Annotated in this window: 14 protein-coding genes; 4 read left to right on the top strand and 10 right to left on the bottom strand. The window is 45.0% G+C overall.

Annotated features, from left to right (window positions below):
• Positions 1 to 107: 107 nt before the first annotated feature.
• Entirely contained in the window at positions 108 to 1,058 is a 951-nt protein-coding gene (locus A596_RS04515; RefSeq protein ID WP_039912973.1) for a histone deacetylase family protein, read from the top strand.
• A gap of 22 nt (positions 1,059 to 1,080) precedes the next feature.
• Here the strand turns inward: A596_RS04515 and A596_RS04510 are convergent, their stop codons facing one another.
• The 3 genes from A596_RS04510 to A596_RS04500 form a co-directional block, all read right to left on the bottom strand.
• Positions 1,081 to 3,552 carry a bifunctional acetate--CoA ligase family protein/GNAT family N-acetyltransferase gene (locus A596_RS04510; protein ID WP_039912938.1) on the bottom strand — a complete coding sequence of 824 codons (2,472 nt, stop codon included), beginning with the start codon at positions 3,550 to 3,552 and terminating at the stop codon, positions 1,081 to 1,083.
• 74 nt (positions 3,553 to 3,626) lie between these two features.
• Entirely contained in the window at positions 3,627 to 4,799 is a 1,173-nt protein-coding gene (locus A596_RS04505; protein WP_039912937.1) for a PilT/PilU family type 4a pilus ATPase, read from the bottom strand.
• Between the two features lie 94 nt (positions 4,800 to 4,893).
• The gene (locus A596_RS04500) at positions 4,894 to 5,244 is read right to left on the bottom strand and encodes a RidA family protein (protein WP_039912935.1); all 351 of its coding nucleotides are present in this window, start codon (positions 5,242 to 5,244) and stop codon (positions 4,894 to 4,896) included.
• Positions 5,245 to 5,355: 111 nt separating this feature from the next.
• Here A596_RS04500 and A596_RS04495 point away from each other — a divergent pair, with 111 nt between their 5' ends.
• The 3 genes from A596_RS04495 to A596_RS04485 all read left to right on the top strand — a co-directional run bounded on the left by A596_RS04495 (position 5,356) and on the right by A596_RS04485 (position 8,465).
• Positions 5,356 to 6,375 (top strand): nucleoid-associated protein, encoded by a 1,020-nt coding sequence (locus A596_RS04495; protein WP_039912934.1) that lies wholly within the window; start codon positions 5,356 to 5,358, stop codon positions 6,373 to 6,375.
• A 130-nt stretch (positions 6,376 to 6,505) separates the two neighbouring features.
• Positions 6,506 to 7,096: a TetR/AcrR family transcriptional regulator gene (locus A596_RS04490; RefSeq protein WP_039912931.1), complete on the top strand. Its 591-nt coding sequence runs from the start codon at positions 6,506 to 6,508 to the stop codon at positions 7,094 to 7,096.
• 214 nt (positions 7,097 to 7,310) lie between these two features.
• Positions 7,311 to 8,465 carry a lipid A deacylase LpxR family protein gene (locus tag A596_RS04485; RefSeq protein ID WP_235425619.1) on the top strand — a complete coding sequence of 385 codons (1,155 nt, stop codon included), beginning with the start codon at positions 7,311 to 7,313 and terminating at the stop codon, positions 8,463 to 8,465.
• A gap of 70 nt (positions 8,466 to 8,535) precedes the next feature.
• Here A596_RS04485 and A596_RS04480 read toward each other — a convergent pair whose 3' ends face one another.
• The 7 genes from A596_RS04480 to tolQ all read right to left on the bottom strand — a co-directional run bounded on the left by A596_RS04480 (position 8,536) and on the right by tolQ (position 14,864).
• A complete protein-coding gene (locus A596_RS04480) occupies positions 8,536 to 9,792 on the bottom strand; it encodes a hypothetical protein (protein WP_200882863.1) in 1,257 nt (418 codons plus the stop codon).
• Positions 9,793 to 10,324: 532 nt separating this feature from the next.
• Positions 10,325 to 11,062, bottom strand: a complete 738-nt coding sequence (ybgF, locus tag A596_RS04475) for a tol-pal system protein YbgF (protein ID WP_039912929.1) — start codon at positions 11,060 to 11,062, stop codon at positions 10,325 to 10,327.
• Between the two features lie 14 nt (positions 11,063 to 11,076).
• The gene (pal, locus tag A596_RS04470) at positions 11,077 to 11,544 is read right to left on the bottom strand and encodes a peptidoglycan-associated lipoprotein Pal (RefSeq protein WP_084128039.1); all 468 of its coding nucleotides are present in this window, start codon (positions 11,542 to 11,544) and stop codon (positions 11,077 to 11,079) included.
• A gap of 45 nt (positions 11,545 to 11,589) precedes the next feature.
• Positions 11,590 to 12,870, bottom strand: coding sequence for a Tol-Pal system beta propeller repeat protein TolB (tolB, locus tag A596_RS04465; protein WP_039912928.1), 1,281 nt, complete (start codon positions 12,868 to 12,870; stop codon positions 11,590 to 11,592).
• Positions 12,867 to 13,706, bottom strand: a complete 840-nt coding sequence (gene tolA / locus A596_RS04460) for a cell envelope integrity protein TolA (RefSeq protein WP_039912927.1) — start codon at positions 13,704 to 13,706, stop codon at positions 12,867 to 12,869. The genes tolB and tolA overlap by 4 nt, the downstream gene beginning before the upstream one ends.
• Before the next feature lie 4 nt (positions 13,707 to 13,710).
• Entirely contained in the window at positions 13,711 to 14,139 is a 429-nt protein-coding gene (gene tolR, locus A596_RS04455; protein ID WP_039912925.1) for a protein TolR, read from the bottom strand.
• Between the two features lie 38 nt (positions 14,140 to 14,177).
• Positions 14,178 to 14,864 carry a protein TolQ gene (gene tolQ / locus A596_RS04450; RefSeq protein WP_039912923.1) on the bottom strand — a complete coding sequence of 229 codons (687 nt, stop codon included), beginning with the start codon at positions 14,862 to 14,864 and terminating at the stop codon, positions 14,178 to 14,180.
• Between the last annotated feature and the right edge of the window lies 1 nt (position 14,865).

The following is a 14,865-nucleotide window of genomic DNA, read 5'->3' as shown; positions in this document are numbered from 1 at the left end:
GGTGATCAATGTGGCCCCGTTAATTAATCCCGAATCCTTTGTGAAATATTCACAAGCTATCACTGAAGCGTTTATAGTGGCCATATTGCGAAGGATTAATGACCATTATGCTTACTACCTTAATTAGCCACCCGAGTTGCCATGAACATCAAATGCCGGATGGACATCCAGAATGTCCGGGCAGAGTTGATGCAATTGCCAATCAATTATTAGCCAGCGGTATTGATGCCCTGCTCTACCAACGCGATGCACCTGCCGTTACCGACGAACAATTGTTACGTGTGCACACTGCGGAGCACATACAGCGCGTTGCGCGCGCAGTGCCACAATCCGGTATCCATTTTTTTGCAGACGATGTTTATCTCTCACCGCAAACATTAACCGCCGCACGCCATGCCGCCGGTGCCGGTGTATTGGGTGTGGATATGATTATGCGCAAAGAAACCGACGCGGTGTTTTGCAATGTGCGTCCGCCTGGTCATCACGCCGAGCGCGCGCGCGCGATGGGTTTTTGTATTTTTAATAATATTGCTATCGCCGCCAAACATGCCTTGGAAACGTATGGATTACAGCGTATCGCCATCGTGGATTTTGATGTGCACCACGGCAATGGTACCCAGGATATTTTCCTAGACGATGAACGTGTACTTTTTTGTTCCAGCTTTCAGTATCCGTTTTATCCCAATACTGAAATTGATGATGTTCCGGCGCACATCATTAACACTCCGCTGCCGGCTACTTGTCGCAGCCAGGGATTTCGTGATGCGATTAGCGCGCAATGGTTTCCGGCATTAGAAAAATTCAAACCACAATTTATTTTTATTTCAGCAGGATTCGACGCTTACATTGATGACGATATGTCATCCATCAGTTTGGTCGAACAGGATTATGCGTGGGTTACTCAAAAGATACGCCAATTAATGGATGGCAGTAAAAAATTTCCGGAGGAGAATCAATGCCAGGGCGTAGTATCCATGCTGGAAGGTGGTTACGATTTATTAGGATTGGGGCGGTGTGTGCTTGCACATATTAAAGCGCTGGGAAAATTATCGTCATAAATTTAATTAACAGGGATGTTAATTACTCTTGCAATACCAAGCGCATATCAATTAAACCTTCATCACTATTAACACGCACTTTAAAACCCAGTTTACGCGCAAGGTTAGCCATGCCGGCATTTTCCAGCATAGTAATCCCGTTGAGTTCTTTGGTGTTTTGGCTGCGACAATAATCAATCATTTTTTGCAACAACCGCGCGCCCAAACCGATTCCCTTTAATTCACTGCGAACTGCCATAGCAAATTCTGCGTGAAGATTATCCGGTTCTGTTTGTACCCGCACTACTCCCAGGATTTTTTCCGCGGTGGAATCTGCTTGTGATACAGCAATAAATGCCATTTCGCGCGCATAATCAATTTGTGCAAGCCGCGCCATTTGTTCGTGGGAAAATTGTGGCAAGTCGGCAAAGTAACGTTTGTACCTGTCTTCTTTGGTTTGCGAGTTATCAAACTGTTGCAATAATAATTCGTCTTCCGATTTAATTGGCCGCAAGATGACGGTTTGTCCATCGCGCAAAACGCAGGTTTCTTCCAATTCTTTTGGATAGGGGCGAATTGCCAGGGGCGCGAGATGATTATCCAGCCTCAATTTGATACCGGCTTCCAACGCATGGATTTGTTCACCCGCTACCAGCACCGGGTTAATTAGCAATGAATACAAACGCGGATGGTCAATCACAATTTGACTGACCTGCGTCAATAACAAACACAGTGCGGGCATATTTAATTGCGCGTAACCTTCACGCTCGCGAATTTTTCCTTCCGCCAATGCCTGAATGACCATGTAGCGCGCAAGCGCCATATTTAATGGCGGCAATGCAACCACTGCACTCTTGCGAATACTCCAATGACTGGCAGCTTCCCCCAATAAAATAACCGGGCCAAATACCGGATCTGTTTGCACTTGCACACGCAACTTGTGCGGGGTATTGGCTGTGGTGAAATTTTTGGTCGCGGCATCAACACCGGTAATGCCATAGGCAGACAGTAGTTGCAACGATTCGGCAGAACTGAGTTGTGCTCGATCTTCACTTAATGCCAGTTCAATCAATTCGGACGCATGTGCAGGCTGATAAGGCACTTTATCGCTAATGGATTCCGGGGTTTCTGATAATAATTTCTGGTTGCGCCGGTATTGCACCATATGCATAAACGCTCCTACGGCGCCTTCCGGCGTGCGGAAAGAGGCTATGCCTGCCGCTGCAAAACGCAAGCGCGCTTCTTGCGCCGCATCTTCTCCCATCCAGTTAGCGAAAACATTCGGTTTTTTTCCACGATAGTTTTTATACGCGTCAATCACTGCATCAGCATAAATTTCGCCCGGTGTTAACGCCGAAGGTGCTTGCATAATTAACAAGTTATCAATGCTGTTACTTTGCAATAACACTTCCATTACTTTGCGATAAGTTTCTGGTGATGCATCGCCTAATACATTAATAGGATTGGTTGGACGACCACCGGTATGGATAATTTTTTGTAACTGCTGCACAACCACATCATCCAATTTTGCGAGGCGACCGCCACGCTCCAACAATGCATCGACAGACATTGCACAAGGGCCATTACCATTCGCAAGAATTACCAGTTGCTCATTATGGATTGGTTTTCCATTCGCAAGCGTTTCTACTGCCGCTAGCAATTCACGCAAGTCACCAACACGCAACATACCCGCACGTCGAAACGCAGCGTCATAAACAGGATCGGCGCCAATTTGTTCAGGCTGCAGACGCGATGTTACCAGTGCTGACTCGGAATAAGTTCCCGCTTTAATTACCAGTATCGGCTTATTAAACGACGCGGCACGCGCGGAAGACATAAATGCGCGCCCGTCAAAAATCGCATCGATGTAAAGCAGAATTGCAGACGTGTTTGCATCGCGGCCAAGGAAATCAATCATCTCGTCAAAATCGATATCAATCCCTTCGCCGAGCGAAATAAAATAAGAAAAACCGATACGACGGCGCTTTGACCAATCAAGCAAAGTCACACATACGGCGCTGGATTGAGAGACCACCGCAATTTTTCCCGGCAGTGCATTGGTATGCGCATAGCTCGCGTTTAATCCGAGTGCCGGTACAATAATGCCGAGCGAATCCGGCCCCAAAATACGCACGCCCCATTCTTTAGCAATCGCGAGCATTTGCTCTTGCAAGTTGGTGCCTTGCGCGGTGTATAAATTATCAAGGCCGGATGCAATTACAATTGCATTGCGTGTTCCCTTGCGCCCCAATTGCAAAATAATTGCCGGGACTCGCGTTGCGCGCGTGCAAATAATCGCAAGGTCGGGAACCATGGGTAATTCATCAATCGAGCGATATGCCAATACACCGTTCACTGATTTGTAATGCGGTGTGACCGGCATAATCGGCCCATCAAATTGCCCTTGCAATAAATTGCGCATCACGGCATTACCCGGACGATTAGGCTGGTTGGATGCACCGATGACGGCAATCGAATGGGGTTTTAATAACTGCTCGATACTTTTTACGCTCATGGAACACTCAAATTAAACGCATGGAACACTTAAACGCTGATATGGATTTGGGTTATCGGTTTTTTAGCAAAAATTTAATTCCCTTCCTCTTCGTCAATTTTTTGTAAACTTAATTCCCCAAAACTGGCAGGTGGCGTTTTGGGTTTTGCGGCAACCGGTTCTGCCCTGGGTACAACGGTACCTTCAGTTGCGAGCTTAATACGCAAGCGCAAATTATTGGGTGAATCCGCATTGGCAATAGCATCATCAAAACTGACTTTCCCTTCCATATATAATTTAAAAATTGCACCATCAAATGTTTGCATGCCGAGATTTTCAGATTTCTCCATAATCTCTTTAATTTCGGTGAGGCGACTTTTTAAAATCAATTCCTGAATTGTTTTGGTACCGAGTAATACTTCTACCGCCGCGCAACGCTTTCCATCTACCGTTGGCAATAAACGCTGTGATACAAACGCACGCAGGTTTTGTGAAAGCCCCATCAATAATTGCGGGCGCCGCTCTTCAGGGAATAAATTAATAATCCGCTCTAACGCCTGGTTGGAATTGTTTGCATGCAACGTAGAAATTGCGAGATGCCCGGTTTCAGCAAACTCCAGGGCATGTTCCATAGTTTCGCGATCGCGAATCTCGCCGATCAAAATAACATCCGGTGCCTGGCGTAATGTATTTTTTAACGCGGCTTTATAACTGCGCGTATCCACACCCACTTCACGTTGGTTGATCACACTGCGCTTATGTTTGTGCACAAACTCCACCGGGTCTTCGATAGTAATAATGTGGCCACCGCTGGATGAATTGCGATGATCGATCAGCGCCGCAAGTGAGGTGGATTTACCGGAACCAGTGCCGCCCACAAATAACACCAGGCCGCGCTTGGTCATAATTACATCTTTCAATACTTCGGGGAGACCTAATGCATCGAACTGGGGAATATCGGTTTTTATATTGCGTGCAACTATCGCCACTTCGTTCCGCTGCTTGAAAATATTGACGCGAAACCGCCCTACACCGTGAATAGAAATGGCGAGGTTCATTTCCAGGTCGCGCACAAACGCCTCGCGTTGCTCTTCATCCATAATGGCATTGGCGATAGCTTCAATTTCGCCCGGCTTTAAGGTCTCGCTAGAAAGCGGTTTTAATACGCCCTGGAATTTTGCGCAGGGTGGCGCACCGGTACTCAGGTATAAATCCGAGCCATCTTTTTTTGCAAGAATATTTAAATATTGATCAATCGGCGTTGCCATAAATAGCTCCTGTTAAAACACCGGTCAGGACGACATAACAGCAAGAAGTATAGGCAAAAATCCCCGTTTAACCGCTCCACAATGACCAGAATCGCTATTGTCTCACCGCGGCAACAAACGCAATTTCCACCAGCATCGCCGGATCAAGCAATTCTACTTTTATACACGCCCGCGATGGCGCGCAACCCACGGGCAACCACGCCTGCCAGGCAGCATTTAATGCCGGCACATTAGTTTTATCAGTGATGTAAATAGTGGCTGACAGCAAACGCGATTTATCGCTGTTAATTTCCGCCAGGGTAATTTCTGCTTGCGCCAGTATCTGGGCAACCTGATCATCCATTGAGCAATCGGTATTATTGGGAACCTCTACAAAATGAGCGATATTGTTGAATATGGTCGCGTCTGACCAGCGCGGTGTGGGGTTTAAACGTTGAATAGTCATATAGTGTCCGGAATCAAGTCTGTGAAAATTCGATGTGACGCCTATAATAGCGGCCTTTTCCAGTTCATCCCATTAATCCAGATCCATCAATAGATAGTTAAGCGATTCCTTATGGCTATTTCCGCAATTATTGCTCATCGAATTTATCGCCACTCCCCCGGCAGCGCCTTTGAATTGCAATTACGCAGTGAAATGTTTGCTACTAACGGCAAGCTGGAAGAATTGGCCTATGAACTAAAAGCGCAATTTATCCGTAAAGGCGGTAAAAGTTATGGGCGCTTTTCTGATGAAATTGGCGAGTTTCCGTTGCCTGCCTGGTTAAAAGATTCGCGTGAAGATCGCCTGAGCTTTCTCAGTTTCACACACAAAGCCATGCAACAGTTTCAGCAATCACTGGAAGGTGCTGAATCGCTATTGGATGCCTATGTATTTTTTGTGGAAGAGAAGCTGGAGGTTGGCGATACATTACACGTGTATCTGGTCGAGCATTTAAGTGGCTTGTACCTGGACGGCGATTTGGCGATGGATGACTCGCTCCACCTCGACACCAGTGGATTCAACCTTGCCGCCAAAATCCAGCTACAGGATTGGGTGGATACAGACTCAACGACTTACCTTACCTTGATCCGTTCACGGAGTGATAAGGATATATCCGAGGCGTTTACGCAATTTATCGCATTTACTGACAAACAAGACATTAAACAGGAAACGGCCGAGTTCCTGAAAGTCGTAGATGATTTCAGCCAGACACTCGATGAGGCCACCGCCAGGATTACACGTAGCAAGGTGGTGGATTACTGCCTGGAACAAAATAAAGCGGGCAAGGCGGTAACTATCGCCGATTTGTCACAAAACCTCGCTGAAGAGGTAAAAAGCTATGAACCAGAGCGCTTTGCGCGCTATGTAGAAACGAGCAAACCGGATATCAAACCGGAATTTATCCCTCATGCCGGGCAAATCCGCAGTTATGTGCGTATTAGCGGACGTAACGACAACCTAAGTATGAGCTTCGCTTCCGATTGCCTTGGGCGAGAAATTGAATATGATGCAGATCAGGATGTTTTGACTATCAGAAACCTGCCGCCTGCACTCAAGGCACGCTTGATCAAACATCTTAAAGAATCAAATTAGAGATCCATTTACCCTAAAACAATAATAACGAGACGTTTTCGTGCAACACATAACTAAAACCCTCATTCCTATAACAATTTAACCTAAACCGTCGCTTGAAAACACAGACGACTGGTCATATATTTACCCCATGAGCAAACGTGAACTGAAAAAAGACCATCTCCTTGATGCCGGCCTGAAAGTAATGGCCACTCGCGGTTACAACGGCACCAGTATTCAGGACATAGTCAATGCTGCGAATGTGCCGAAAGGTTCTTTCTACACCTATTTCAAAAGCAAAGAGGATTTTGCGATTGAAGCGTTGGAGAAAGTAACTGAAGAGCGCATGGAACAGAATCGTCACTTGCTCAATGATCGCAGTATTTGCCCGCAAGAACGCCTTACCCGTTTTTTTGTGGAGAATATTGGCGGTTGTGAGGAAAACCTCAATGGCGGCTGTTTTATTGGAAATATGTGCCAGGAGATGTCGGAATCAAGCGAAGCAATTCGTATTAAAGTCCGTCAGATGCTACGCAACAGTACCCAGGCTATTGAGGATGTATTGGAAGAAGCGCGTATAAAAGATGGCCTGAAAAGCCATTTGCCTTCCCCCGTATTGGCTGAATTTTTATTCAACGCGTGGGAAGGGACATTAATGCGAATGAAGGCATCCAAATGCCGGGAACCATTAGACGCCTTTTTAACCGTACTACCCGAATTGTTTACCAAGCCACAGGTTTGATTTAGTTACTGCACTTCAGAATGTCCTTTTGGACATTTTTTTCCAGATAAAAATAAGACGACTGGTCACCTTTTTGTTTTTGACAGAATGAAAATTTCTGCGCAGGGTCATTTTTTGCACCCATTTTTGCATCAAAAACAATACGACTGGTCATTTATTTTATCGAAGTGCCATTTTTATCCATTTTAGGTAACCATAAGAAGGAGTTACCATCGTGAATGCGTTAAAACATAAGGGCGCCATTATTGGCCTATCACATTTGATTGCCCTTTGGTTGCTTGCCATCAGCTCACTTACAGCTGCTGCAGATATTCCCTATTTGGCAAGGCAAGAACCAGAATGGGTGCAACTGGCCAGTTTGATTGAGGAGGAAAAGCGCCCTGCACTGCATCTAGATAGCGATAACGCCAGGGCAACGAAAAGTTGGGCACTAGCTTTTGATAATGACGTGCTGGTTCCTGGTGGTCGCGATCAGGATTACACCTACGGCATCAACTTTACCCAAACCGGGGATAATGCACGTACCGCATCTGTGTCCTTGAGCAAACCATTAATTGCGTTGGATAAATGGCTTGGCAATGAACACAAATCATTAGGATTTCAGGAAACATTTAGTCGTGAGATTGGCGTGTTTGGCTTTACGCCCGAAAACATCAGCATTCGCCAGGCTAACCCCAATGATCGCCCTTACGCTAGCCTGATTTATTTATCCAGCTCCCGGGAACAAATTGATTTAGTTGATAATGTTGCCTGGAAAAGCACCCTGACTGTTGGGGCTCTCGGCCTCGGCTTAGTTGGCGAACTACAAGATGTTGTGCACGAAGTGACTAATAGCGAGAAACCTCAAGGCTGGGATAATCAAATTAGTGAGGGCGGTGAATTAACAGGACGCTATGTATTAGCGCGTCAACAATATTTCGATAACACATCGGATAACCTTGAAGTTAAAAGCACCATCCAGACCTCAATTGGATATTTGACAGAAGCAAGCTGGAGCTTAAGCTTCCGCAGCGGCAGAATCCATAGCCCCTGGTCATCGTTCAATCCGGAACTGGCTAGTTACGGTGAAAAATCGTCTTACTCAAGTAATGCGAAAGCTGTTGATGAGCGTTATTTCTGGGCAGGCGTTGCATTCAAAGCAAGGGCTTACAATGCGTTTTTACAAGGTCAATTTCGTAATAGCTCGGTAACTTATGATCACAGCGAGTTAAATCCGCTGCTCGTTGAAGCCTGGGCTGGCTATACATTTGCATTTAAACATGGGTACAGAATCAGCTATGTATTACGTGGTCACAGTTCGGAAATTAACGTTGGTGCAGGTGATCGCAGTTTATTGTGGGGCGGGATTATTGTTGCACGCAGCTTGTAAAAAGAGAGTGTAAAAGTTATTAATGCAAAGCCCCAAAGTTTTTATCCAAGCTTTGGGGCTTTTTATTTTTTTACTTCAATAAAGGTGAATTGAGTGCTTCAACCTTTGGGCCAATCAACTTTTGTGTTGCCTGGGTTAAATCCTCAAGAGAAACTTTACGGTGCGTCATTAACTCGCGCGTTACATCATCAATGCTGTATTTATTATTACTACGCTTGCGAATTTCTTTATCTAACGCATCAAGCAGCACAACTGCGCGCGCAGTAATAGGTCCTGTCGATTTGGTTTTGCGCAAATGCTCGACTTCACCTCCCCACTTGGAAAGGCCACTAATTATTTTAGTACGGCGAGCTTTAGTCATTCCATCAGCACGGTATAACAATTCAAATGAGTAGAACTCAGCAAGGCCTTCCGCAATCCAATCATCATTTGCTGTTTCAGTTACTTTACCGCTAATACGTGTAACCATATGCGTCAATTCATGCAGTAACGGACTAGTACCATTTTCGCTTACCAAAGGCCGATCCGAATGTAGAAATAAAGAATTTGATGCTGAAAGACCACCTCGCCACATTGGATCTCCCGCACCTACGACCAATAGTTTTTGTGGCGTTTTTTCAAACGCTTTATGTAACTCAGGCCAAACAAAATTAAAAAACGTGAGTGCATCCATCCGACGCATACCTTCACCAGAAGGAGCACTAATTGCAATTCCCGTTTTTTTAACTGTCGCACGACGAGTTCCGATATTGCCTGCAATCATCCATCCTGTGGGGCGATCAAATCTGCGCTCAGGATTATCAATAGAAAAAACATTTCCACTTTTCCGCTGCCAACCTGTCTCAACACTCTTCCAATTCTTTGGCAGATTGAAAGTTAAGGTTGCATTCGAATAAGCATTTGGGACTTCGTAAGTATGAACAGCAGGAATTAAATCATCACCACGAAACAATGCCCATTTATCAGTAACCCTGGAGTCAAATTTTCCAGATGACCGCTCATTTGTTAATAAAACAAAGTACGACAAAGTTGCCTCTCCGGAAGGCAACTCCCATTCAATCCTTTTACCATTAGTAGTTAATTTTCCATTCGCATGCAAATCTGAATATATATTTCTCTCATTACTAAAAGAGAACTTATGGAGTAATTGTCCTTTATCGACTTTTATTTTTACTACGGCACCAGACTTTTCAGGCACGAGGGTGACAACATAATCGAGCCTATACGCTAGCTGCTCATTATTTTCCGCAGCCATAGCAGGGTTGCTTAAGAAAATCCCAAGCCCTATAGCAAACCAATAAGGTGACATCTTTAACAGGAATCGCATCTGTATTTGCCTCTTGAATATTCTATTTATCACCGATATAGGGATCATCATTAGAATCCAATCAGTTTCTAATTATACGTCTTTCGCTACAACCGCAGCTGAATGTAGTCAATTTCCTACAAGCGAAAGCGAAATTGGCGACTATCGCTCTAACTCAATTTTCTTGATAATGATCACATCAAGGATGAATAAGGTACTGAAGGAAACGGTAAGCATGCAAGGAAAGCGTAATTGGAATTATTAAGTTTGCCAGGATGGCGCAGGAGCAATCAGGGAGAATTACAGGAGTTATAGCAGCTGGGCAAGGAGGAAAAGGAGCTAGGGTATTGTCAAGGAACAGATTCAAGGTGGTTGGAAGGAATGAAACCAGATTAACGATAGGGAAATATCGTAGGAACTATTAAAAAGGACTTGGAAGGAAATTATCAGGTTTCGGCAGGATGCCAGGCTAAAAGGAAATGGCTGTTATCCATTCATGGAATCGCTACGGGGCTTTGTATAAAGCCCCTTTCTTTTTTAGCGAATAATTAAATTAAAAATTATCAGTCAAAAATTTTTGTGCCAATCGAGCTGCGTCACTACCGCCCGTCGCCACTTCTGTTAGTAAGGATTTTGCCTTCGCTTTTTCGCCTGTTAAAAAATAAACCTTCCCTAAATCAAGTTGGGCATCTGGTACTTTCGGGGCATCAGGGAAATTCGCAATTAATTCAGTAAACCAGGTTCTCGCCTGCGGATAATCCTTTTTCAGCATTGCAACCTTGCCCAACCAATAATGACTATTGCTAGCAAAGTTGCCATTGGGAAAACGATTTAAATGATCTTTAAATGCTGCAACTGCACCGTCAAAATCTTTCTGATTTAGCAAGTCATAGGCTGCCTTGTAAACGTCAGCTTCACTGGCGCTATCAGGGATAGTCAAATTGGATTCAATTGAAGGCTTGGTTGGTTTGGAAGGCTCGTCACGAGTAGTTGTTGGTACAGAAGCACCGCCACCCGATATCCGACGATCAAGATCCATATAATTATCCAGTTGCAATTGTTTCAATTGCTTTAACTGGTGGTTTTGCTCTTCAAGAAGACCACGCAAAATTGCAATTTCTTCCTGCAGTGCACGAATTTGGGAATATACATCAGACTCGGCAGATGCATGCAAACCAGGCTGAGCCACCCCAGAGCCTAAGCCCTGAGGTGAAGACTCAACAACCCGTACCTGCGCCTGTAAGACTGGAGCTGCAACTAAAATTGCCACAGCAATCAGATTTTTAAGCATACGGGTTTAGACTCTTAGTATTTAACTTCTACGCGACGGTTTTGAGCCCAAGAAGCTTCGTCATGACCGGTAGCAGCTGGTTGTTCTTCACCGAAGCTTACAACTTCCAAAGAAGAACCGTTAACACCTTGAGTTACCAGGAAATCGCGAACTGCGTTAGCACGCTTTTCACCCAGAGCCAAGTTGTACTCGCGTGAACCGCGCTCGTCAGCGTGACCTTCCAGACGCACAGCTACTGAAGCACCTTTCAATTTGTCAGCGTGAGCCAACAGAACAGCGCGGCTCTCAGCAGTCAAAGAGTATTGGTCAAAGTCAAAGTAAACAACATTTGACAAAGGAGCAGTTTCAGTAACAGCTGGAGTAGTAGCAGTACCAGTGGTTGGAGCAGTTTCAGTACCCTTGTTATCGCTGCTTGAACAGCCAACCAGGAAAGACATAACAACCGCCAGAGTGAGACCTTGCTTAAGTGCCTTGGTGATCATGTGTGTGTAACTCCAATGAAGTTTTGATCTAGTTTGAACGGGGATTTACTTAAAAAATGGCGACCATGCGGGTTCCCGCACATCACCTTGTTTTGGAGGCTGGATGATTTTGACACGCGCATCAAGGGACACGGCTGCCAACACTCCTTTACCACCAGAACGAGTCGCATACATTAGCATAGCGCCATTGGGCGCTATAGTAGGCGATTCATCCAGATTTGTCTCGGACAAAATACGTAAATTGCCAGATTTTATATCTTGAGCAGCAATATGGTGAGTAGTGCCCGGACGCTTATTCAACATAACAAGGCTTTTACCATCCGGGGACACACGAGGACGCGCATTGTAATCACCATCAAATGTCACTCGCTCCTGCTGCATTGATGCGACATTAACTTCATATATTTGTGGCTTGCCGCCTCGATCAGAAGTAAAGAAAATCGATGAGCCATCTGCAGACCATGTCGGTTCATGGTCAATAGCAAAGTGATTGGTTATACGCGTTAGCTGACGCGTCAAAACATTCATAACATAAATTTCAGGATTGCCATCTTTCGATAAAGCCATGGCCAATTTTTGACCATCAGGAGACCAGGCTGGCGCACCATTCAGGCCGCGAAAATTAGTCATTTGTTGACGGCGACCAGTCGCAATGTCCTGAATATAAATTGCTGGTTTGTTATCAACTTCAAAAGATACATAGGCAACACGCTGGCCATTCGGCGACCAGACTGGAGACAAAAGCGGGAACTTGGTTTCGAGCAGCATTCGTGGGCGGAACCCGTCAATGTCCGAAAGCATTAACCGATATTTTTGCGGTTTTTGAAACGCCTCAACATAAATCAGCTTGGTAGAAAATATACCGCGGATTCCTGTAATAGTTTCATAAACCTTATCGCTAATGTGATGAGCCATATCGCGCAGTTGTGCCTCAGTACCATCAACTGTTAGCTTGGCAAAAACACGTTTTTGCTGGACCACGTCGAAGAGTTCATAACTGGCGTAATAACGATCAGCCTGCTGGGTAATTGAACCAATGAGTAGATATTCTGAGCCAAGGGCCTTCCAGTCACGATAATGAACCTCAGCTTCTGAGCGCGGAAATGACAGCATGCGATCAGCAGCAATCGCCTCAAATTGACCCGAAAATTCCAGATCATTTCCCACGATCTTGCCAAGATCCTCCGAGAGGCGCCCCCCCGCCCAGGAAAACGGAACAACCGCAATTTTAGTGGGGTTATCCACACCTTTGGTTACCTTCAAATTTAATTGTGCATGGGCAATGCCTGCTACAAAAATTAAACATAGTAGTAAATATCGCTTCACGACCTTAAGTCCTCTGGGCTGAATGTAAATCTGAACACGCGAAAATATTTTTCAAATATGTCCGGCGGAATTTGCATGACTTCAGTGAAGCGATCCACGCGTTTCACTGCTTGCTCTGCTGCACGGTCAAATGCCGGATCACCACTACTTTTGATGATTCTCAAACTTGTCACAATACCCGTCGGCAGCATATTAACTTCTAAAGTGACTTCCATTCCGCGCCTCGCAGATGGCGGACGACTCCAGTTCTGCTCAACGCGCTCAATCAACATCTCTTCGTAACTTTTAGTATTAACTTCATCATTAGTGTCACTGATGTGCTTCGCTTCTTTTTGCTGTGCGGCTTGAATTCGACGCTGCTCTTCCTGAGCTTCCTGTTCACGTTTTGTCTTTTTAGCCGCTTCAGCCTTACGCGCTTCTTCCTCAGCTTTACGTTTTTTCTCTGCAGCCTCTTTTTCTGCTTTGGCTTTAGCTATTTTTGCTTGCTCTTCTTTAACTTTTTGTTTCTTTAATTCTTCAGCTGCTGCCTCTTTGGCCGCTTGTTCTTTTTGTTGTTGCACAAGAGCTTCTGCTTCCATACGGCGTTGCTCTTCTTGCTTTTTGTTGTTTTTTAAATCTTCATAAGGTTTTGAATCCAATACCTGTTCTTTAGTTTGTTGTGGCTGGGCTTTAGCTTTAGGTTTTAAATCCACCAACGTAGCTGTGACATAATGGGGCTTATAAGGTTCTTCTTCTTTTTTAAAGAAATTCCAATTTCCCAAAAACAACACCAGTAACAACGTGTGAAAAGACACGCTGAGAAATAGAGGAAGCGATAGAGATTTTTGAAACTTCATAACGTTAGCGCGCTGGCTCTGTAATCAGACCAACTGAAGGCGCCCCCGCTTGCTTAAGCTCACCCATTAAGGTCACTACAACCCCGTAATCGACTTTCTTATCGCCCTGGACAAATACCGGTGTATTGGGTTTTTCCTTGAGCACCTTACTTACAATCGATTTAATTTCCGCCAATGGACGCGGAGCTTCCGGATCGCCAGCCAAATCAATGTAATAACTTCCATCAGCTTTTACCGATACGGTAATAGGCTCGTCTTCTTTGCTTTCAACCGGCTCCGAAGCAGCCTGCGGTAATTCCACTTTGATACCTTGAGTCATCATAGGTGCAGCAATCATAAATACGATCAACAACACCAGCATTACGTCGATCAACGGTACAACGTTAATCTCCGCTTTCAATTTCTTTTTAATCGGTGGTCCAAATCCAGACATGTCTATTAACCTGTTTTTTCAATCACTGTAAAACAGCGTTACTTGCTGTGAACCTGGCGATGGAGAATTGCTGAAAATTCTTCAGCAAAAGTTTGATAATTGCTTAACAAGCTTTCTGCGCGAGCAGAAAATTTGTTATAGGCGAGTACCGCTGGAATAGCTGCAAACAATCCCATTGCAGTGGCAATCAATGCCTCTGCAATACCAGGGGCAACGGTAGCAAGGCTTGGCTGTCCAGCATTGGCGATATTAAGGAATGACACCATAATCCCCCATACGGTTCCAAACAAACCAATGTAAGGGCTCACCGAGGCAACACTGGCCAGGAATGGCAAGTTTTCTTCCAGCTTTTCCTGCTCTCTTGCTAATGCAACGCGCATAGCGCGCATAGAACCTTCCATCACCGCATCAGAATCTGCGCCGGCAGTTTGACGCAACCGGGTGAATTCTTTGAAGCCTGCGCGGAAAATACTTTCAATCCCTTCCACCATTTCATTGCGTCCATTGCTTTGACGGTACAACTGGTTAAGGTCAATACCTGACCAGAATTGTTTTTCAAAATAACTGAAAGCACCTGATGCTTTACGCTGATAGCGTTCGCGCTGAAAAATCATTGCCCATGAAATCACTGAGGCCATAACCAAAATAAGCATCACAACTTGTACCAAAAAGCTGGCATTCAGGATGAGATGCGCAATTGACAGATTGTTTTCCGTTGCAGGCATG

This window comes from Cellvibrio mixtus subsp. mixtus J3-8, assembly GCF_000766945.1.
Classification (GTDB): domain Bacteria; phylum Pseudomonadota; class Gammaproteobacteria; order Pseudomonadales; family Cellvibrionaceae; genus Cellvibrio; species Cellvibrio mixtus_A.
This window is presented reverse-complemented; position numbering and strand designations above follow the sequence as displayed.

What these genes read in the sequence shown, in the direction of transcription:
- A596_RS04500 (WP_039912935.1), bottom strand. Translation starts at nt 5,244, where the DNA reads ATGACTATTCAACGTTTAAACCCCACACCGCGCTGGTCAGACGCGACC.
- A596_RS04510 (WP_039912938.1), bottom strand. Translation starts at nt 3,552, where the DNA reads ATGAGCGTAAAAAGTATCGAGCAGTTATTAAAACCCCATTCGATTGCC.
- A596_RS04490 (WP_039912931.1), top strand. Translation starts at nt 6,506, where the DNA reads ATGAGCAAACGTGAACTGAAAAAAGACCATCTCCTTGATGCCGGCCTG.
- A596_RS04515 (WP_039912973.1), top strand. Translation starts at nt 108, where the DNA reads ATGCTTACTACCTTAATTAGCCACCCGAGTTGCCATGAACATCAAATG.
- tolA (WP_039912927.1), bottom strand. Translation starts at nt 13,706, where the DNA reads ATGAAGTTTCAAAAATCTCTATCGCTTCCTCTATTTCTCAGCGTGTCT.
- ybgF (WP_039912929.1), bottom strand. Translation starts at nt 11,062, where the DNA reads ATGCTTAAAAATCTGATTGCTGTGGCAATTTTAGTTGCAGCTCCAGTC.
- A596_RS04480 (WP_200882863.1), bottom strand. Translation starts at nt 9,792, where the DNA reads ATGCGATTCCTGTTAAAGATGTCACCTTATTGGTTTGCTATAGGGCTT.
- A596_RS04505 (WP_039912937.1), bottom strand. Translation starts at nt 4,799, where the DNA reads ATGGCAACGCCGATTGATCAATATTTAAATATTCTTGCAAAAAAAGAT.
- pal (WP_084128039.1), bottom strand. Translation starts at nt 11,544, where the DNA reads ATGATCACCAAGGCACTTAAGCAAGGTCTCACTCTGGCGGTTGTTATG.
- tolQ (WP_039912923.1), bottom strand. Translation starts at nt 14,864, where the DNA reads ATGCCTGCAACGGAAAACAATCTGTCAATTGCGCATCTCATCCTGAAT.
- tolR (WP_039912925.1), bottom strand. Translation starts at nt 14,139, where the DNA reads ATGTCTGGATTTGGACCACCGATTAAAAAGAAATTGAAAGCGGAGATT.
- A596_RS04495 (WP_039912934.1), top strand. Translation starts at nt 5,356, where the DNA reads ATGGCTATTTCCGCAATTATTGCTCATCGAATTTATCGCCACTCCCCC.